The sequence below is a fragment of the Streptomyces dysideae genome (assembly GCF_001514305.1).
GTDB lineage: Bacteria > Actinomycetota > Actinomycetes > Streptomycetales > Streptomycetaceae > Streptomyces > Streptomyces dysideae.
The window spans coordinates 165,448-184,359 of sequence record NZ_KQ949084.1; the positions used below are offsets into that span (position 1 = coordinate 165,448).

Sequence of the window (18,912 nt, forward strand, 5' to 3'; positions counted from 1 at the left end):
TTAGGCTGACCCCGTGAAGGTCCTCGTCATCGGCAGCGGCGCCCGCGAACACGCCCTGTGCCGTTCCCTGTCCCTCGACCCCGACGTCACCGCGCTGCACTGCGCCCCCGGCAACGCCGGCATCGCCGAGGTCGCCGAGCTGCACCAGGTCGACGCCCTGGACGGCACGGCCGTATCCGCGCTTGCCACGGAACTCGGCGCCGAGCTGGTGGTCGTAGGCCCGGAGGCACCCCTTGTCGCGGGGGTCGCCGACGCCGTGCGCGAGGCCGGCATCCCGGTCTTCGGCCCCTCCAAGGAGGCCGCGCAGCTGGAGGGCTCCAAGGCCTTCGCCAAGGACGTGATGGCGGCGGCCGGGGTTCCGACGGCCCGCTCCTACGTCTGTACGACCGCCGACGAGGTCGCCGAGGCCCTCGACGCCTTCGGCGCCCCGTACGTCGTCAAGGACGACGGTCTCGCCGCCGGCAAGGGCGTCGTCGTCACCGCCGACCTCGACGCCGCCAAGGAGCACGCCGCCGGCTGCGACCGCGTCGTCATCGAGGAGTACCTCGACGGCCCCGAGGTCTCCCTCTTCGCCATCACCGACGGCGAGACGGTCGTCCCGCTCCAGCCCGCGCAGGACTTCAAGCGAGCCCTGGACGGCGACGAGGGCCCGAACACCGGCGGCATGGGCGCGTACTCCCCGCTGCCGTGGGCCGACCCGAAGCTGGTCGACGAGGTCATGGAGACGGTCCTCCAGCCGACCGTCCACGAGATGCACCGCCGCGGCACCCCGTTCTCCGGCCTCCTCTACGCCGGCCTCGCGATCACCTCCCGAGGCGTCCGCGTCATCGAGTTCAACGCCCGTTTCGGCGACCCCGAGACCCAGGTCGTGCTGGCCCGCCTGAAGACTCCGCTGGCCGGCGTCCTGCTGGCCGCCGCGAAGGGCGACCTCGACGTCCTGGAGCCGCTGCGCTGGAGCGACGACGCCGCGGTCACCGTGGTCATCGCCTCGCACAACTACCCGGGCACCCCGCGCACCGGCGACCCGATCACCGGCCTCGACGAGGTCACCGCCGAGGACGCCCCGCACGCCTACGTCCTGCACGCCGGCACCAAGCGCGCCGACGGCGCCGTGGTCAGCGCCGGTGGCCGCGTCCTGTCCGTCACGGCGACCGGCAAGGACCTGACGAAGGCCCGCGAGCGCGCGTACCAGGCCGTCGCCCGCATCAAGCTCGACGGCTCCCAGCACCGTACGGACATCGCGGCGAAGGCGGCGGCCGAAGCGTAGCCCGCCCCGTCGATGAACCCGTCGATGAACCCGCCAGGCCCCGAATCCGTCTAAGGATCCGGGGCCTGACCGTTGCCTGGATCCGGGGCCTGATCCTCGCAGCCCGTCATCCACCTTTCCCCAAAGCCATTCCATCGAGTGACCGATGCCCCATCCGGCTGACGTGGGCCGGAGCCCCAACTAGGGTGCGGCGCAAGCGTTCCGGCACTTGGCCCACCGGCATTGCGATGTCAGTGGTGGGTGCCACAGTGGGGGAGTGAGCAAAGCCAGGAAAGTCAGGACAGCCAGGGCATCGGGGAGGGGGTGAGGTCCGGCCGTGACCGGTATGGGAGTGGAGGCGGGCGCGCAGGGCGCGCGTGCCCGGGCGCTCGCTGTGTTGCGCATCCGTAGCAGGGCACTGGCGGTCGCCCTGGTGCCCGCCGCCGTCGCCGTGGTACTGCTGGCCGGCGGCTCCACCGGACATCTCACCGGCCCGGGCTGGCGTGCCGCCCGCTGGGCCGTGATCCCGCTCGCCGTGCTCGTCCTGCTCGCCGCCGCCGGCATCGCCCTGGTCCTCGCCCGCGCCCGCCCGGCCGTCAGCCCGACGGTCCCGGTCGCCGAGGAGCAGGCCCCTGACCTGTACCGCATGGTGCGCGACCTGGCCGACCGCCTCGACGTCCCCGCCCCGTCCGCGATAGCGCTCACCCCGGACTGCGACAGCTGGCTGGAGGACCGCACCCACCCGTCCCACGGCCCGCCCCCGCCCGGGGACCGCGACGAGCTCACCGGCGGCCTGCGGGCGGGACACCGCCGTACGAGCCGTACGCCGGCCGCTCCCGTACTCGTCATCGGCTCCCCGTTCCTGTGGTGGATGCGGGTCGGTGAGCTGCGCGCGGTCCTCGCCCCGGTCGTCGCCGGTACGGGCCCTTCGGCGCACCCGGACATAGCGCAGGCCCGCCGCTTCGTGCGGGGCCTGGACGCGGCGCTGGCGGCGGCCTCCACGCGCGGTCGCTGCCCACTGACCCGCGTGCTGTGCGCGGGCGTCGCCTGGGTGGCGCGGCTGCTGCTGCGCAGTTGCCGGGACCATGCCGCCGAGATGGAGCGGGGCGTGGCCGCCGCGGCCGCGGAGCGTGCACAGGCTGTGGATTACGGCCTGCGGATCGTCGCCCAGGAACAGGTCGGGCTGGCGTACGCGGGCTGGGACCGGCTGCTCACCCGGGTCGCGCTGCCCGCCTGGCGGATGGGCCGCTGGCCGTCCCGGCTGGACGCGGGCGTCGTCGCCGCGCTGACCGAGCTGTCCCGCCGGGACCGGCTGGCCGAGGGCTTCGCGTCCCGGCTGGGCGAGCGCCCCGCCTGCGACCTGCTCGAAGAGCCCGGCGTGATCGACGAGGCCGCCTCCCTGCTCGCCGCCCGGCTCTTCCACGGCGGCCCGGCCGAGACCGGCCCGGACTGGGCCCCGGTGGACTGGCAGGAGTATCCGGAGGAGGTCGTGGACCGCAAGTGGCGCACCGACGCCGCCCGCCTCCACCGTGTCCTCGACGCCCTCGGCGTCCGCCCCGCCCCCGGCCGCACTGCCTCCGAGGCCGACGGCCCCACCCTCTCTCGCGTCCTCGACCACCTGTCGGCACCGCCGGACGCCACCTCCGCGCCGACCCCCAGAACCGCCAAGGGCGACTACGAGGCGATGGGCGAGGAAGACACCGACGACCGCGAGAGCGAACGGAGTTCGGCACTCGCCGCCGGCCTCAGCGCCGAACTGGCCCGCGAGGAGGCGGCCGCCCCGCAGGAGCTGACGGAGGCGTCACCGGCCTCCGACACCGCCCTCTGGGACGACGGCACGCTGCCCCTCTTCCCGCTCCAGCCCCCGCGCACCGCCCGTGAACTGCTCACCGACCATGTCACCGCGATGGTGTGCTGCGCCGCGATGGACACCGCCGGCGCGACCCCCGGCCTCGACTGGCTGGACGGCCCCACCCTCCTCGTCCACGGCGAGCGGGCCGCCGACCTCACCCCCAGAGTCCTCAGCCTCATCGAGGACGGCGACCCGGGCCCCCTCCAGACCTGGCTGGTCGAGTCCGGGATACGCCCGGAGAAGCCGGTCCGCCTGGTCTGACGGCGTCTTCGCAGAAGGCCCGCCCAAAGCCGGCCCAAGTCCCGTACACCCAAGTCCCGTACACCCAAGTCCCGTACGGGAACACCTGATTCCACTTTCGGCCAATTCGCAACGAATAGTGACAGCCTGCGTGCGTTATGTGATGTGCTGGGACCGATCGGGCCCATGGCAAGGGCTTACGACATACGACAAGTACACAGGGCACGACAACAACGGGGGCCCGAGGGAGGGTGCGGCCATGGGGTCGGAGCAGATCCGCCGCTGGGAGTCGGGAGCACTCGCGCACGCCGTGACGGACCCCTTCGGCCAGGGCCCCGTCCCCTGGCTGCGCGGCCATGTGACGTACTTCGACGACACCGGCCAGGTGGTCCCCTGGTACGTCGACGGCCAGGCCCATCCCCCGGTGGAGGGCATGCCCAGGGTCCCCGGCCCCCGTACCGCCGACGGCCCCCGCTCCGCCGACGACGTGCACCGCCAGATCAAGGGCTTCACCTCCACCGGTGCGGTCGCCCCCGGCGAGGCCGTCGACTTCCACATCACGGTCGACCCGCCGCAGGAGTTCAGCGTCGACGTCTACCGCATCGGCCACTACGGCGGTGACGGCGCCGCCAAGATCACCACCAGCCCGCGCCTGCCCGGCATCGTCCAGCTCCCGCCGCTGGCCGCCGAGCGCACGGTCTCCTGCCACCACTGGTGGCTGTCCTGGCGCCTCCAGATCCCCTCCTACTGGACCGTCGGGGCGTACGTCGCCGTTCTCACCACCGCCGACGGCTACCGCTCCCACATCCCCTTCACGGTCCGCGACAACCACCCCGCCGACCTGCTCCTGCTCCTGCCCGACGTCACCTGGCAGGCCTACAACCTCTACCCCGAGGACGGCCGCACCGGCGCCAGCCTCTACCACGCCTGGGACGAGGACGGCCGCCTCCTCGGCGAGTCCGACGCGGCGACGACGGTCTCCTTCGACCGCCCGTACGCGGGCGCCGGCCTCCCCCTCCACGTCGGCCACGCCTACGACTTCATCCGCTGGGCCGAGCGCTACGGCTACGACCTGGCCTATGCCGACGCCCGCGACCTGCACGCCGGCCATGTCGACCCCACCCGCTACCGCGGCCTGGTCTTCCCCGGCCACGACGAGTACTGGTCGTCGAACATGCGCCGCACGGTCGAGCTGGCCCGGGAGAACGGCACGTCCCTCGTCTTCCTCTCCGCCAACACCATGTACTGGCAGGTGGAGTTGGGCCCGTCCCCGTCCGGCGTCCCCGACCGCCTGCTGACCTGCCGCAAACGCAGGGGGCCGGGCAGGCCCGTCCTCTGGCGTGAAATCGACCGCCCCGAGCAGCAGTTGGTCGGTATCCAGTACGCGGGACGCGTCCCCGAGCCCCACCCCCTGATCGTCCGCAACGTCGACCACTGGCTGTGGGAGGCGACCGGCGCGCACGAGGGCGACGAGCTCGAGGGCCTGGTCGCGGGCGAGGCCGACCGCTACTTCCCGCGCACCCAGCTCCCCGAGCACGAGGACCGCATCCTGCTCGCCCACTCCCCGTACACCGACACCGAGGGCACCCTCCGCCACCAGGAGACGTCCCTGTACCGTGCCCCGTCCGGCGCCCTGGTCTTCGCGTCCGGAACGTTCGCGTGGTCCCCGGCGCTGGACCGCCCGGGCCACGTCGACACACGTGTCCAGCGCGCCACCGCGAACCTCCTGGACCGCATCTGCAAACGTGACTGACCCCGTGTCCGTGATCAGTCCCGCATACGGGAGAATCGAGCCATTAGGACAGAACCACGGGGAGGAACCGTGTCCGGATTCGTAGAAAAGCCCGAGCCGATTCAGGTTCCGGGCTTGGTACACCTGCACACCGGCAAGGTGCGCGACCTGTACCAGAACGAGGCGGGCGACCTCGTGATGGTCGCCAGCGACCGTATGTCGGCGTACGACTGGGTCCTTCCGACCGAGATCCCCGACAAGGGCCGTGTCCTCACCCAGCTCTCCCTGTGGTGGTTCGACCAGCTCGCCGACCTGGTCCCCAACCACGTCCTGAGCACCGAACTGCCTGCCGGCGCCCCCGCCGACTGGGCCGGCCGCACCCTGATCTGCAAGTCCCTGCAGATGATCCCCGTGGAGGCGGTGGCCCGCGGCTATCTCACCGGCTCGGGCCTCGTCGAGTACAACGAGTCCCGCACCGTCTGCGGCCTCGCCCTCCCCGAGGGCCTGGTCGACGGCTCGGAACTGCCCGCCCCGATCTTCACCCCGGCCACCAAGGCCGCGGTCGGCGAGCACGACGAGAACGTCTCCTACGAGGAGGTCGCCCGCCAGGTCGGCGCCGACACCGCCGCCCAGCTGCGCCAGGCGACCCTCGCCGTCTACGGCCGCGCCCGCGACATCGCCCGGGACCGCGGCATCATCCTGGCGGACACCAAGTTCGAGTTCGGCTTCGAGCGGGAGACGCTCGTCATCGCGGACGAGGTCCTCACCCCCGACTCGTCCCGCTTCTGGCCGGCCGACCAGTGGGAGCCAGGTCGCGCGCAGCCGTCGTACGACAAGCAGTACGTCCGCGACTGGCTGACCTCCCCGGCCTCCGGCTGGGACCGCAAGAGCGAGCAGCCCCCGCCGTCGCTGCCCCAGCAGGTGGTGGACGCGACCCGAGCGAAGTACGTGGAGGCGTACGAGCGCCTGACGGGCACGAGCTGGACGTAGGACATGAAGAAGCCCCCCGGCCTGGGCCGGGGGGCTTCTTTGCGGAGCGGACGACGAGGCTCGAACTCGCGACCTCAACCTTGGCAAGGTTGCGCTCTACCAACTGAGCTACGTCCGCACTGCGCCGTGGCGCGAGAGCAACTATACCGTCTCTAGCGTGGTCGGCCGACACCGGTCGATTCGCTGTGAACCGGGCTGGTGAAGGCCGGGTGGCCTCGCGAACGGTCTTCGAGGCAGGGGAACAGCGCGAGCTGGTCACCTCGGTGCAGTCGGGTCTTACTGCCTACGCCAGGCGTGCCCGCTGTCCTGGGTGGGCTCGCGGCCCCACACGCTCGCGGGAGGGACACGGCCTGGCCGGTAGCTCTCCGCTCCACCATCCTCCGGTGATGGGCGGTCACACCTGGCCGACGCCGGATCCCGTGCCCAAGAGCGCGTCGTGCGATGGCCACCGCGGCGCCGTGGTGCCGGGTGACCGTGGTCTTTGACTGGTCTTGCAGGGGCTTGGTCCAGTGCTGCCCGCCCCAGCGACTGGTGTACGCCGGGTCGACGGCGATGACGAACAGGTCCCGGTGGTACGCCATGCCGCGCAGCCGCTCGCGGAAGCGCGCGGTGGGGATGCCGGCTACGGTTCGGTGGAAGTGTTTGCCGCGCTGGCCTCGCCCCATGGTCTCCCGTCCGGTGTCGCGGGCGTCGGCAAGCTCAGGTTCTCCACCACGATCGCTGCGCAGCCGTACTCGTGGGCGAGCGTGATCAGGTTGCTGATTGCGGCCCGCAGTCTGCCGTCCCGCGTGTCAGCGGGTCCGGTCAAGTCGACAGGTACCGTCATCGGCTCGCCGAGTGGGTTTCCGTGTGCGTCGAGTACGGCGGCAGCGAGGTGGTCGGCGTTCAGATCTACGCCGAGCAGCCGCGCGCCGGAAGCTTTGATCTCGTCTGGGGTGGGCAACATGACCTTGTCGGCAGCCCAGCACGCGTCCAGGTACCAGCGCCCGCGGATCGGGTCAGCAATGATGTCGTACCGCACGGGCCCGGTCAGCGGTGATCCGGTCCAGCCACTCCTCGCAACGGTGCGAGAACCGCACGGTGCAAGAGAGTCGGTAACGGCCCCGGGGCGCGTTTGCCGGATGCCGCAGCGGCTCGGGCAGCACGAGTGACACGGAACCGTCGGCCGGGTCGACGGTGATGGTGTAGTTGCCGTGTGGCGCACCGGACTCGCCGTCAGCGCTGAGAAACAGGCGCTCGGCTTCCCATCGTTCACGCCACTCAACCTCGGTGAGCTGTGCGTCGGCGAGGTGGTGCCGCAGTCCGGCCAGACGGCGGCTCCCTACAACAATCGATGGCCGCCCGGCTAGGATCCGTGCTTCCACGGTGGCGAGCCGGGCCCTGAGTACCTGCAGGTGCCGCTACTTCTGGAAACACTCGATTGGATCCGCATAACCACGTACGCCGTTCTTGGCACGCTTACCGCACGGTGCGGTCAGACGTCTGTTGATCGCGCGGATGGCGCGGCGCAGGGTGGCCCGCTCGGCGAAGAGGACCCGCATTGACAGCAGGTACTGATCCTCGCTGGCGCGGGTCATGGCCCCGGCCCAGCGGGATGAGGACACCGCAGTGACTCTCTTCTTCCGCTCCGCCCTCTTGGTGGCCTTCGCCGTGGCCCGGCCGATCCTGATGCGCTCGGCCAGGTCGGCCCGCTGGTGGTGGCCGAGATGCTCGCCCACCACACGGAGAACGTCCTCATCGACCGGGTCCAGACGAAGCCGGTCCCTGATCCTCGCTCCTGAAGGCGCTGCGACGGTGAATGGATCAGCCCGTACGCGCAGTTCACGCTTCCTCCCCCGCTTGTACGCCACCGGCCGACCCCCTCCTCCTGGTCACACGAACTCACCTACCGACGTCGATCATGCGTTTCGAAGGCTCGAATAGTCTCGGTATTTGACATGATTGACCTGTACAGGTGATTTGTTGCCAACTGTGGATCATCCTCGACCAGTAGCTGCTAAGGCGTCGTTATGCGGTAGCGCGAAGACGTGCAGGACGGCTCAAGGAGGCGAGGCCGCTTCGAACGGGCACCGTACGCAGATCGCCAAGCGGTGACGTGGATCGCATACCGCGGGTCTTGTGTGGCGATGGTCACAGCGCCACTGCTCTCGAACGGGAGGACTGGGCAAGAAAAAAAGACCCCGCTCCAGTGGACCGGGGTCTTCATTCAAGAGCGGACGACGAGGCTCGAACTCGCGACCTCAACCTTGGCAAGGTTGCGCTCTACCAACTGAGCTACGTCCGCATTGCCTCCGACCAGCTTTCACCGGTCGGCGCGAGCACCAGCCTACCTGATCCACAACAGTGGTCGGTACGGCGGTGCGGAGCGGGTGACAGGAATCGCACACTGCGCCTTCCCCCTGGAAGGGGGATGTTCTACTACTGAACTACACCCGCACAATCCTCGGGGTGGACCTTTCGGCCTCGCCCCTCGGCGTGCTCCAGACTCTAGCCGACCCGGAGGGGTGCGGCGCAAGTCGGTTCTCCCGAGGGGCGGGTGACCGGTCGTCGGCCCAGGGTCACTGCGCCGCAGAGAAGGCCTCGTACACCTTCTTGGGGATCCGCCCGCGGGCCGGCACCTCCATTTTGTTGGCCTGCGCCCAGGCCCGGACGGCCGCCGGGTCAGGGGCGACCTCCGTCTGCCGGTAGGCGCGGCCGGACCTCGACCGCTTGCGGCCTGCCTCCACGTACGGCTCGAGCGCCTTACGCAGTTTCTTGGCATTGGCTTCATTCAGGTCGATCTCGTACGACTTGCCGTCGAGTCCGAAGGCGATCGTTTCCGCCGCTTCTGAGCCGTCGATGTCGTCAAAGAGAGTGACCACGACACGCTGCGCCACGAATATCGGTCCCTTCGTGCGACATCTCTGCGATGACGTGCCAGGACGTCGCGGAGATGCCGACTGTCCGCCAGTTATTGGGCAAAGTATCGGCTATTGACATTTCATTTGTACAGGGCCCGGCAATGCATTGTGAAGCCCGACTAAATCTGTCCGCGTGTCCCGGGGCAATAGGGATGGCGGGCTGATCCAGGATCTTTCCCTGAACTTTTCGTGAAGACCCCGGTCCGATACCGGATCGTGACGGCAGGTATGTAGTTTCCTACAACTCTACCCGCGTAGAAATTTTGTACGGGTAGTCTGAAGGAACCTGCTCAGCACCACACACCGGGAGTGCCAGTGGCACGCGTCGTAGTCGACGTCATGCTCAAGCCGGAGATCCTCGACCCCCAGGGCCAGGCGGTGCAGCGCGCACTGCCGCGGCTGGGATTCGAAGGCATCTCCGACGTACGTCAGGGAAAGCGTTTTGAACTGGAAGTGGACGGGCCGGTGGACGACGCCGCGCTCGCTCGCATCCATGATCTTGCGGAATCCTTCCTCGCCAACACCGTGATCGAGGACTTCACCGTCAAGGTGGAGGAAGTCGCGGAGGCTGCGAAGTGACCGCTCGTATTGGCGTCGTCACTTTCCCGGGCAGCCTCGACGACCGGGACACGCAGCGCGCGATCCGGCTCGCGGGCGCCGAACCGGTCGTCCTCTGGCACAAGGACAAGGACCTCAAGCAGGTCGACGCCGTGGTGCTGCCCGGCGGTTTCTCCTACGGCGACTATCTGCGCGCCGGGGCCATCTCCCGCTTCTCGCCGGTGATGGAGACCGTCATCGAGCAGGCGAAGGCCGGTCTCCCGGTCCTCGGCATCTGCAACGGCTTCCAGGTCCTCACCGAGGCCCACCTGCTCCCGGGCGGGATGCTCGGCAACGACCACCTGCACTTCATCTGCCGCGACCAGAAGCTGCGGGTGGAGAACGCGGAGACCTCCTGGACCAGCGACTACACGTCCGGCCAGGAGATCCACATCCCGCTGAAGAACATGGACGGCAGGTACGTCGCCGACGAGTACACGCTGGACAAGCTCGAGGCCGAGGGCCGGGTCGCCTTCCGCTACCTCGACTTCAACCCGAACGGCTCGCTCCGTGACATCGCGGGCATCACCAACGAGGCCGGCAACGTCGTAGGCCTGATGCCGCACCCGGAGCACGCCGTGGAGCCGCTCATCGGCACCGGCCGCACCGACGGCCTCCCCTTCTTCACCTCGATCCTCAAGAAGCTGGTCAACGCATGAGCCGGACGCCTCTGGACACGGTCGAGCACGCGGCCGCGACCCCCGACGTCGAGCTGCCCTGGGCCGAACTCGGCCTGAAGAAGGACGAGTACGAGCGGGTCGTGGAGATCCTCGGCCGCCGGCCCACCGGTGCCGAGCTCGCCATGTACTCGGTCATGTGGTCCGAACACTGCTCGTACAAGTCGTCGAAGGTGCACCTGCGCCAGTTCGGCGAGAAGGCACCCCAGTCCGACGCCCTGCTCGTGGGCATCGGCGAGAACGCGGGCGTGGTCGACGTCGGCCAGGGCTACGCGGTCACCTTCAAGGTCGAGTCGCACAACCACCCCTCGTACGTCGAGCCCTACCAGGGCGCGGCCACGGGTGTCGGCGGCATCGTCCGCGACATCATCGCGATGGGTGCGCGGCCGGTGGCGGTCGTCGACCCGCTGAGGTTCGGTGCGGCTGATCACCCCGACACCAAGCGCGTACTTCCCGGCGTCGTCGCCGGCATCGGCGGCTACGGCAACTGCCTCGGCCTGCCCAACATCGGCGGCGAGGTCGTCTTCGACGCCTGCTACCAGGGCAACCCGCTGGTCAACGCCGGTGCCATCGGTGTCATGCGGCACGAGGACATCCACCTCGCGAAGGCGTCCGGCGCGGGCAACAAGGTCATCCTGTACGGCGCCCGCACGGGCGGCGACGGCATCGGCGGCGCGTCGATCCTCGCCTCCGAGACCTTCGACGACGCCAAGCCGTCGAAGCGCCCCGCGGTCCAGGTCGGCGACCCCTTCCAGGAGAAGCTCCTCATCGAGTGCACCCTGGAGGCATTCAAGGAGAAGCTGGTCGTCGGCATCCAGGACCTGGGCGCGGCGGGCCTGTCCTGCGCCACGTCCGAGCTGGCGTCGAACGGCTCCGGCGGCATGCGCGTGACCCTGGACGACGTACCGCTGCGCGACTCCACGCTCTCGCCCGAGGAAATCCTCATGAGCGAGTCGCAGGAGCGCATGTGCGCGGTCGTCGAGCCGGCGAAGGTCGACCGGTTCCTGGAGATCTGCGAGAAGTGGGACGTCATCGCCACGGTCATCGGTGAGGTGACCGACGGTGACCGGCTGGAGATCTTCTGGCACGGCGGCAAGATCGTGGACGTCGCCCCGCGGACCGTGGCCCACGACGGCCCGGTCTACGAGCGCCCGTACGCCCGCCCGTCCTGGCAGGACGAGCTCCAGGCGGACGACGCGAACAAGCTGCCCAGGCCTGCCACTTCGGATGAGCTGAAGGACCAGGTCCTGAAGCTGGTCGCGTCCCCCAACCAGGCGTCCAAGAAGTGGATCACCTCGCAGTACGACCACTTCGTGCAGGGCAACACGGTGCTGGCCCAGCCTGAGGACTCGGGCATGATCCGCATCGACGAGGAGAGCGGCCTGGGCGTCGCCATCGCGACGGACGGCAACGGCCGCTACGCCAAGCTGGACCCGTACGCGGGCGCGCAGCTGGCGCTGGCGGAGGCGTACCGCAACGTCGCCACGACCGGCGCGAAGCCGCTCGCCGTCTCCGACTGCCTGAACTTCGGCTCGCCAGAGGACCCGGCGGTGATGTGGCAGTTCGCGGAGGCCATCCGCGGCCTGGCCGACGCCTGCCAGCAGCTCGGCACCCCGGTCACGGGCGGCAATGTGTCGCTCTACAACCAGACGGGCGAGGTGGCCATCCATCCGACCCCGGTGGTCGCTGTCCTCGGCGTGATCGACGACGTCGCCCGCCGCACCCCGGTCGCCTTCCAGGAAGAGGGCCAGCTCCTCTACCTGCTCGGTGACACCCGTGAGGAGTTCGGCGGTTCGGCCTGGTCGCAGGTGGTCCACGACCACCTGGGCGGTCTGCCCCCGGCCGTGGACCTGGAGCGCGAGCGCCTGCTCGCCGAGATCCTGATCTCCGCCTCCCGCGACGGCATGATCGACTCCGCGCACGACCTGTCCGACGGCGGCCTGATCCAGGCGGTCGTGGAGTCGGCGCTGCTGGGCGGCAAGGGCGCGCGCCTGATCGTCCCGGACGGCCTGGACGCCTTCACGTTGCTCTTCTCCGAGTCGGCGGGCCGCGCGGTCGTCGCCGTACCGCGCTCCGAGGAGGTCCGCTTCAACGACATGTGCGGTGCGCGGGGCCTCCCGGTCACGCGGATCGGTGTCGTCGACAGCGATGCGGTGGAACTGCAGGGCGAGTTCGCGCTCTCCCTGGAGGACCTGCGCAAGGCGCACGAGGAGACGATCCCGGCGCTGCTGAAGTAGTCCCCCTCTGGCGTACGACGTCGAAGGCCCCGCCCGACTCGAGGAGTCCGGGCGGGGCCTTCGACGTGTGTGGACAACCCTTCGATTGACGTAATTACGTAGTTCCGTATTATCGAAGACGTGGAACTGGACGACCGAGTCACAGAGCTGGAGCGCCGGGTCGCGGCCCTGGAGGGCACGCACGCCACCGCCCCCCGCCTCGGCGACGGCGACTTCTGGGCCCTCGACGGACTCAAGGAGCAGTTGGCCGCGCTGCGGGCCGCCGACGGTGGCGTGCTGTTCACCGGCGCCGTCCGGCTGCCCACCGGTGAGCGCTACGACTGGCAGCAGGGCGCGCTGACCGAGGAACTGCTGGCCGGCGACTGGACGCAGGCCGCCGAGTCGTTCGCGGCGCTCGGGCACCCCGTCCGGCTGCGGCTCCTCCGCGAGATCGTCGGCGGTCGGCGCACCGCGGCCGAACTGGCCGAGCTCGACGAACTGGGTACGACCGGCCAGATCTACCACCACCTGCGCCAACTGACCGGCGCGGGCTGGCTGCACACCACCGCCCGGGGACGGTACGAGGTGCCGGCCGGCCGGGTGGTCCCGTTGCTGGTGGCCCTGTCCGCGGGGCTGCCCTGACCTACTTCACTGGGGGAACGATGCCCGTGCGCAAGCTGGTCATGAAGGCCTTCCGCTTACTCTGGATCGCCTTCGTGGCCCTGATCGTCGTCGACCTCTCGGTCGGCCTGCCCTACCCCGGCTGGTGGAACTCCCTGCCGCTGATCCTGGCGTACGTCCTGGTCGCTGTGCTGAACCGCCGGGACAGGCCCGCCGCCCCCGAGCCCGTCGAGGTCGGCCCACCGGTCACCGGCCGCTGGTCCGCGCTGAACAGCCCGGCCGACCGCACCCCGAGCCACGGCACGCACGCCTACGGCCAGACCTACGCCATCGACATCGTCGCCGAGCCCGAGCCGGGCGCCCGCCCCGGCTTCCGCGCACTGTGGCCCCTGGCCCGCCGCAACAGCGACTTCCCCGGCTTCGGCGCGCCCGTCCTGGCCGTCGCCGACGCCACGGTCGTCCGGGCCACCGACCGCCACCGCGACCACCTCAGCCGCACCTCACTGCCCGCCCTGCTGTACCTGTTCCTGATCGAGGGCCTGGCGCGGACGATCGGCGGGACCGGCCGCATCGTCGGCAACCACGTCGTCCTCGACCTCGGCAACGGCACCTACGCCCTCTACGCCCACCTGCGCCACGGCTCCCTCACCGTCACCGAGGGCGACCGCGTCCACGCCGCACAGCAGCTCGCCCAGTGCGGAAACTCCGGCAACTCCTCCGAACCGCACCTGCACTTCCAGCTGATGGACGCCCCGGACCCGGAGACGGCCCATGGGCTGCCGTTCCGCTGGAGCGAGATCGGAGTGCCGCGCAACCGCGAGGTGTTCGACGTACCGCGGCCCGCCTCCGCGTTCCACCCCGAATAGGCTCACCCCATGCCCCCGGCCAAGAAGCGCCCCCGCACCTACGACCCCGCCAAGATCCGCACCGCGATCCTCACCCAGTTCGGGAACGTACGGCAGGCGGTCCGGGCCCTCACCGACGAGCAGCTCGCCCTTCCCACCCGCCTGGCGGGCTGGACCGTACGCGACCTGGCCGCGCACGTCACGATGGCCGTCGAGACCGTCAGCCGGAACCTCGACCGGGACGAGCCCACCAGACAGGAACTCACCCTTCTCGACTGGCCCTTCGCCACCGCCGCCCGTGCACGGGACATCGCCGACGGCACCCGTGAGCTGGCCGCCGCCAACCCCGACCTCGACGCCCTCTACGCCCGCGCCGAGGAGCGGATCACCGAGGCCCTCGCCACCGCCCCCGGCGACCGGCTCCTCGCCGCCCGTACCGGTGCCATGACCCTCGCCGACCATCTGGTCACCCGTACCGTCGAACTCGTCGTCCACACCGACGACCTGAACGCCGCCGTCCCCGGCCTCGACATCCCGTACGACCGGCAGGCCCTCGCCGCCTGCACCCGGCTGCTCGCCGACGCGCTCGCCGCGAAGGCGCCGGGCGGGTCGACCGAGGTGCGGATTCCGCCGTATGCGGTGGTGCAGTGTGTGGAGGGGCCCCGGCACACCCGTGGCACCCCGCCCAACGTCGTCGAGACCGATCCACTGACCTGGATCCGGCTCGCCACCGGGCGGGTGGAGTGGAAGGACGCGCTCGACGAGGCCAAGGTCAGCGCCAGCGGGGAGCGGGCCGATCTCGGCGGGCTGCTGCCGCTGATGGGCTGAGGGCGGAACCGGTCTTCCGTCCCTCCCGTCCCACCGGCATGGAGAAACAGCGACTCACCCTCGTCGTGCTGACCGTCCTTCCGCTCATGGCCGCCTGCGGCACCGAGCAGGCGGGCAGCGACTCGGTCGGCGCCGGTCCGGCAGCCGTCACCGGCGTCCACTGGGCGATCGACGACCTCACCGTCGACGGGAAGAACAGCAAGGCGCCGAGCACCACCTACCTGCGGATCGCCGAGGACGGCGAGGTCAGGGGCAGTCTCGGCTGCAACGACTTCGGCGCCGAGGCCGCGTTCAAGGACGGCAGCGTCTCCTTCGACGGCATGTCGGCCACCGAGAAGGCCTGCGAGGGCATCCCCACCACCTTCGAGACGTCCCTCGCCCGCACCCTCGACGACGGCACCCTCAGCGCCGAGACCAAGGGCGACAAACTCACCCTCACCACCGCCGACGGCGACCGCGTCACCCTCACCAAGAAGCCGGACGCCGCGCTCGACGGCACGAAGTGGACCATCACGTCCCCGCACACCGCCGGCAAGGCCCATCTCACCTTCGACGAGAAGGCCGGCAAGGTCAGCGGCAGCCTCGGTTGCAACAAGGTCAACGCCACCGCCACGGTCAGCGACGGACATATCACCCTGGGCGCCCCGTCCACCACCCGAATGATGTGCGACACCTCACTCATGCAGACCGAGAAGGAGCTCCTGGGCCTCTTCAACGGCAAGGTGACGTACGAACTCGATCACCGGACTCTCACGCTGACCAGCGAAAACGGAGAAACCACCAACGCGGTCGCCGCCGAGTGATCCACTTCTGGCCCGTATCCCCAATTCGGACCAGTGGTCGATCTCGCCTACACTCGGTGGCGTGCCACGTGGTGACGGTCGACTCAATCATGATCTGCTCCCCGGCGAGAAGGGCCCCCAGGACGCTTGCGGCGTCTTCGGAGTCTGGGCTCCGGGTGAAGAGGTCGCCAAGCTCACTTACTTCGGGCTCTACGCCCTCCAGCATCGGGGCCAGGAATCCGCGGGAATCGCGGTCAGCAACGGCTCCCAGATCCTCGTCTTCAAGGACATGGGACTCGTCTCCCAGGTCTTCGACGAGACCTCGCTCGGTTCGCTCCAGGGTCACATCGCGGTCGGTCACGCCCGCTACTCGACCACCGGCGCCTCCGTGTGGGAGAACGCCCAGCCGACGTTCCGTGCCACCGCGCACGGCTCGATCGCGCTCGGCCACAACGGCAACCTGGTCAACACGGCGCAGCTCGCCGAGTTGGTCGCCGACCTCCCGAAGGACACCAACGGCCGTTCCACCCGGGTGGCCGCCACCAACGACACCGACCTGCTCACCGCGCTCCTCGCGGCCCAGGTCGACGCCGACGGCAAGCCGCTGACCATCGAGGAGGCCGCCCACTCGGTCCTCCCGAAGGTGCGCGGCGCCTTCTCCCTCGTCTTCATGGACGAGCACACCCTCTACGCCGCCCGCGACCCGCAGGGCATCCGCCCGCTGGTCCTCGGCCGCCTGGAGCGCGGCTGGGTCGTCGCCTCCGAGTCCGCGGCCCTCGACATCTGCGGCGCCGCCTACGTCCGTGAGATCGAGCCGGGCGAGTTCATCGCCATCGACGAGAACGGCCTGCGCACCTCCCGGTTCGCGGAAGCGAAGCCCAAGGGCTGTGTCTTCGAATACGTGTACCTGGCCCGCCCGGACACCGACATCGCCGGCCGGAACGTCTACCTCTCCCGCGTGGAGATGGGCCGCCGCCTCGCGAAGGAGGCGCCGGTCGAGGCCGATCTGGTGATAGCGACTCCGGAGTCCGGTACCCCGGCCGCCATCGGCTACGCGGAGGCCTCCGGCATCCCGTTCGGCGCCGGCCTGGTGAAGAACGCGTACGTCGGCCGTACGTTCATCCAGCCCTCCCAGACCATCCGTCAGCTCGGCATCCGCCTCAAGCTGAACCCGCTGAAGGAAGTCATCAAGGGCAAGCGCCTGGTCGTCGTCGACGACTCGATCGTCCGCGGCAACACCCAGCGGGCGCTGGTGCGGATGCTCCGCGAGGCGGGCGCGGCGGAGGTCCACATCCGGATTTCCTCTCCCCCGGTGAAGTGGCCCTGCTTCTTCGGCATCGACTTCGCCACCCGCGCCGAGCTCATCGCCAACGGCATGACCATCGACGAGATCGGCACCTCCCTGGGCGCCGACTCCCTCTCCTACATCTCCATCGACGGCATGATCGAGGCGACCACCATCGCCAAGCCGAACCTCTGCCGCGCCTGCTTCGACGGCGAGTACCCGATGGAGCTCCCCGACCCCGAGCTGCTCGGCAAGCAGCTCCTGGAGACGGAGCTGGCCGCCGGCCCGGCCGCCACGGCCGCCGCCGACGCGATCCGCCGCCCGTAAGACGGCCCGTAACACCTGCCGTACGACACGAAAGTTCTCACTAGCCATGTCTGAGACAACTGGTGCCAGCTACGCAGCTGCGGGCGTCGACATCGAAGCGGGCGACCGCGCCGTGGAGCTCATGAAGGAGTGGGTGAAGAAGACGCAGCGCCCCGAGGTCCTCGGCGGCCTCGGCGGTTTCGCCGGCCTCTTCGACGCCTCCGCCCTCAAGCGCTACGAGCGCCCCCTGCTCGCCTCCGCCACCGACGGCGTCGGCACGAAGGTCGACATCGCACGCCAGCTCGGCGTCTACGACACGATCGGCCACGACCTGGTCGCGATGGTCATGGACGACATCGTGGTGTGCGGCGCCGAGCCACTGTTCATGACCGACTACATCTGCGTCGGCAAGGTCCACCCCGAGCGCGTCGCCGCCATCGTGAAGGGCATCGCCGAGGGCTGCGTCCTCGCCGGCTGCGCCCTGGTCGGCGGTGAGACGGCCGAGCACCCCGGTCTGCTGGGCCCGGACGACTTCGACGTCGCCGGCGCCGGTACGGGCGTCGTGGAGGCCGACCGGCTGCTCGGCCCGGATCGTATCCGTACGGGTGACACGGTGATCGCCATGGCGGCCTCCGGCCTTCATTCGAACGGGTACTCGCTCGTCCGGCACGTCCTGCTGAACCAGGCCGGACTGGCCCTGGACGCCCGCATCGACGAGCTGGGCCGCACCCTCGGCGAGGAGCTCCTGGAGCCCACCAAGATCTACTCGCTGGACTGCCTGGCCCTCACGCGCACCGCCGATGTGCACGCGTTCAGCCACGTCACCGGCGGCGGCCTCGCCGCCAACCTGGCCCGCGTCATCCCGGACCACCTGCACGCGACCGTCGACCGTTCCACCTGGACCCCTGCCCCGATCTTCGACCTCGTCGGCCGGACCGGCTCGGTCGAGCGACTCGAGCTGGAGAAGACCCTGAACATGGGCGTCGGCATGATCGCGATCGTGCCGCAGGAGGCCACGGACGCCGCCCTGGCGACGCTGGCCGACCGCGGCCTGGAGGCCTGGGTCGCCGGCGAGATCACCGACCGCGGCGAGCACACCACCGGTGCCGCCCTGGTCGGCGACTACGCGAGCTGACGCCTCAGGAGGCGCGAAGCCTCAGGAGGCGCGAAGCCTCACGAGGACCGACGCTTAACGAGGGCAGCGCAAAACCCGGTCCGGCGGTGGTAACCGCCCCGGACCGGGCAAAGCGCAGTTGAATCGTCAAGCGCCGCGGCGTTGAGACGCAGGACCGGACTCGTCGTCCTCATCGTCCTCGTCGTCGTTGTACAGATCCGCGTACTGGGCGTACGGGTCGTCGTCTTCGTCGTCCTCGAACGGCTCGCCGTTCGGCGGCTGGTTCGAAGTCGAAGCGCCCAGCTCGTTGGCCAGACGCGACAGGTCAGTCCCGCCGCTGTTGTACTTCAGCTGGCGGGCGACCTTCGTCTGCTTGGCCTTGGCCCGGCCGCGCCCCATGGCTCGACCCCCTCGGTGACGGGGCTCGACGGCCCCAGAGTCTTGACACGCGTTCATGATCCGGCACGGGCTCTCCGCGGAGAGACCGGTCCGTAGGGCTTCCACGGTACCTGAGCCCACGCCCATACGGTACGTCGCCCGCAGCACGCGCGTGTGCTCAGGACCTTCGAGGCGCCCTGTCCTCGCTGGTCAACCGCGATTTTAACCACTTCTCGACGGTCGACCCGCCGGTAGAAGTGAGAGTTCTCTCTAACTGTCCACCGGCAGGTACCGCCAGCCCCG

Annotated in this window: 18 protein-coding genes and 3 tRNA genes; 14 read left to right on the forward strand and 7 right to left on the reverse strand. The window is 69.9% G+C overall.

The genetic code is table 11. From position 1 onward, the window contains the following. Window positions 1–13 precede the first annotated feature (13 nt). The 4 genes from purD (at window position 14) to AQJ91_RS18440 (ending at window position 6,060) form a co-directional block, all read left to right on the forward strand. On the forward strand, window positions 14–1,267 hold the full coding sequence (gene purD / locus AQJ91_RS18425; protein ID WP_067022423.1) for a phosphoribosylamine--glycine ligase: 1,254 nt from the start codon (window positions 14–16) through the stop codon (window positions 1,265–1,267). A gap of 325 nt (window positions 1,268–1,592) precedes the next feature. Next, entirely contained in the window at window positions 1,593–3,359 is a 1,767-nt protein-coding gene (locus AQJ91_RS18430; protein WP_067022425.1) for a M48 family metalloprotease, read from the forward strand. Between the two features lie 238 nt (window positions 3,360–3,597). Then, entirely contained in the window at window positions 3,598–5,091 is a 1,494-nt protein-coding gene (locus AQJ91_RS18435) for a N,N-dimethylformamidase beta subunit family domain-containing protein (RefSeq protein WP_067022433.1), read from the forward strand. Between the two features lie 69 nt (window positions 5,092–5,160). Next, window positions 5,161–6,060 (forward strand): phosphoribosylaminoimidazolesuccinocarboxamide synthase, encoded by a 900-nt coding sequence (locus AQJ91_RS18440; RefSeq protein ID WP_067022435.1) that lies wholly within the window; start codon window positions 5,161–5,163, stop codon window positions 6,058–6,060. A 45-nt stretch (window positions 6,061–6,105) separates the two neighbouring features. On the opposite strand, the gene AQJ91_RS18445 is transcribed toward AQJ91_RS18440, so the two are convergent. Both AQJ91_RS18445 and AQJ91_RS55670 read right to left on the reverse strand, forming a co-directional pair. Beyond that, a tRNA-Gly gene (locus tag AQJ91_RS18445) sits at window positions 6,106–6,178 on the reverse strand. A 504-nt stretch (window positions 6,179–6,682) separates the two neighbouring features. Next, entirely contained in the window at window positions 6,683–7,081 is a 399-nt protein-coding gene (locus tag AQJ91_RS55670) for a hypothetical protein (protein ID WP_067022437.1), read from the reverse strand. Window positions 7,082–7,253: 172 nt separating this feature from the next. Here AQJ91_RS55670 and AQJ91_RS55675 point away from each other — a divergent pair, with 172 nt between their 5' ends. After that, the gene (locus tag AQJ91_RS55675; RefSeq protein WP_234382489.1) at window positions 7,254–7,409 is read left to right on the forward strand and encodes a hypothetical protein; all 156 of its coding nucleotides are present in this window, start codon (window positions 7,254–7,256) and stop codon (window positions 7,407–7,409) included. A 51-nt stretch (window positions 7,410–7,460) separates the two neighbouring features. Here AQJ91_RS55675 and AQJ91_RS55680 read toward each other — a convergent pair whose 3' ends face one another. The 4 genes from AQJ91_RS55680 to AQJ91_RS18470 all read right to left on the reverse strand — a co-directional run bounded on the left by AQJ91_RS55680 (window position 7,461) and on the right by AQJ91_RS18470 (window position 8,936). Beyond that, a complete protein-coding gene (locus AQJ91_RS55680; protein WP_234382492.1) occupies window positions 7,461–7,778 on the reverse strand; it encodes a hypothetical protein in 318 nt (105 codons plus the stop codon). A 493-nt stretch (window positions 7,779–8,271) separates the two neighbouring features. Next, window positions 8,272–8,344, reverse strand: a tRNA-Gly gene (locus AQJ91_RS18460). A gap of 80 nt (window positions 8,345–8,424) precedes the next feature. Beyond that, window positions 8,425–8,496: transfer RNA gene (locus AQJ91_RS18465), tRNA-Gly, on the reverse strand. A 122-nt stretch (window positions 8,497–8,618) separates the two neighbouring features. Further along, window positions 8,619–8,936: a histone-like nucleoid-structuring protein Lsr2 gene (locus tag AQJ91_RS18470; RefSeq protein ID WP_067022441.1), complete on the reverse strand. Its 318-nt coding sequence runs from the start codon at window positions 8,934–8,936 to the stop codon at window positions 8,619–8,621. Window positions 8,937–9,275: 339 nt separating this feature from the next. On the opposite strand from AQJ91_RS18470, the gene purS reads away from it, so the two are divergent. The 9 genes from purS to purM all read left to right on the forward strand — a co-directional run bounded on the left by purS (window position 9,276) and on the right by purM (window position 18,252). Beyond that, a complete protein-coding gene (purS, locus tag AQJ91_RS18475; RefSeq protein ID WP_019982969.1) occupies window positions 9,276–9,539 on the forward strand; it encodes a phosphoribosylformylglycinamidine synthase subunit PurS in 264 nt (87 codons plus the stop codon). Then, entirely contained in the window at window positions 9,536–10,216 is a 681-nt protein-coding gene (gene purQ, locus AQJ91_RS18480; protein WP_067022443.1) for a phosphoribosylformylglycinamidine synthase subunit PurQ, read from the forward strand. Before purS ends, purQ begins: the two co-directional genes overlap by 4 nt. After that, window positions 10,213–12,471, forward strand: a complete 2,259-nt coding sequence (purL, locus tag AQJ91_RS18485) for a phosphoribosylformylglycinamidine synthase subunit PurL (protein WP_067022445.1) — start codon at window positions 10,213–10,215, stop codon at window positions 12,469–12,471. Before purQ ends, purL begins: the two co-directional genes overlap by 4 nt. Before the next feature lie 120 nt (window positions 12,472–12,591). After that, window positions 12,592–13,092, forward strand: a complete 501-nt coding sequence (locus AQJ91_RS18490; protein ID WP_067022447.1) for an ArsR/SmtB family transcription factor — start codon at window positions 12,592–12,594, stop codon at window positions 13,090–13,092. Between the two features lie 20 nt (window positions 13,093–13,112). Further along, window positions 13,113–13,937 (forward strand): M23 family metallopeptidase, encoded by an 825-nt coding sequence (locus tag AQJ91_RS18495; protein WP_067022449.1) that lies wholly within the window; start codon window positions 13,113–13,115, stop codon window positions 13,935–13,937. A gap of 9 nt (window positions 13,938–13,946) precedes the next feature. After that, window positions 13,947–14,744: a maleylpyruvate isomerase family mycothiol-dependent enzyme gene (locus AQJ91_RS18500; protein WP_067022451.1), complete on the forward strand. Its 798-nt coding sequence runs from the start codon at window positions 13,947–13,949 to the stop codon at window positions 14,742–14,744. A 38-nt stretch (window positions 14,745–14,782) separates the two neighbouring features. Then, window positions 14,783–15,547 (forward strand): META domain-containing protein, encoded by a 765-nt coding sequence (locus tag AQJ91_RS18505; protein ID WP_067022453.1) that lies wholly within the window; start codon window positions 14,783–14,785, stop codon window positions 15,545–15,547. 61 nt (window positions 15,548–15,608) lie between these two features. Continuing rightward, window positions 15,609–17,138, forward strand: coding sequence for an amidophosphoribosyltransferase (gene purF / locus AQJ91_RS18510; protein ID WP_067022455.1), 1,530 nt, complete (start codon window positions 15,609–15,611; stop codon window positions 17,136–17,138). A gap of 46 nt (window positions 17,139–17,184) precedes the next feature. Continuing rightward, entirely contained in the window at window positions 17,185–18,252 is a 1,068-nt protein-coding gene (gene purM / locus AQJ91_RS18515) for a phosphoribosylformylglycinamidine cyclo-ligase (protein WP_067022457.1), read from the forward strand. Between the two features lie 126 nt (window positions 18,253–18,378). Here the strand turns inward: purM and AQJ91_RS18520 are convergent, their stop codons facing one another. Next, complete coding sequence (locus tag AQJ91_RS18520; RefSeq protein ID WP_067022460.1) at window positions 18,379–18,630, reverse strand: DUF3073 domain-containing protein; 252 nt, start codon at window positions 18,628–18,630, stop codon at window positions 18,379–18,381. Between the last annotated feature and the right edge of the window lie 282 nt (window positions 18,631–18,912).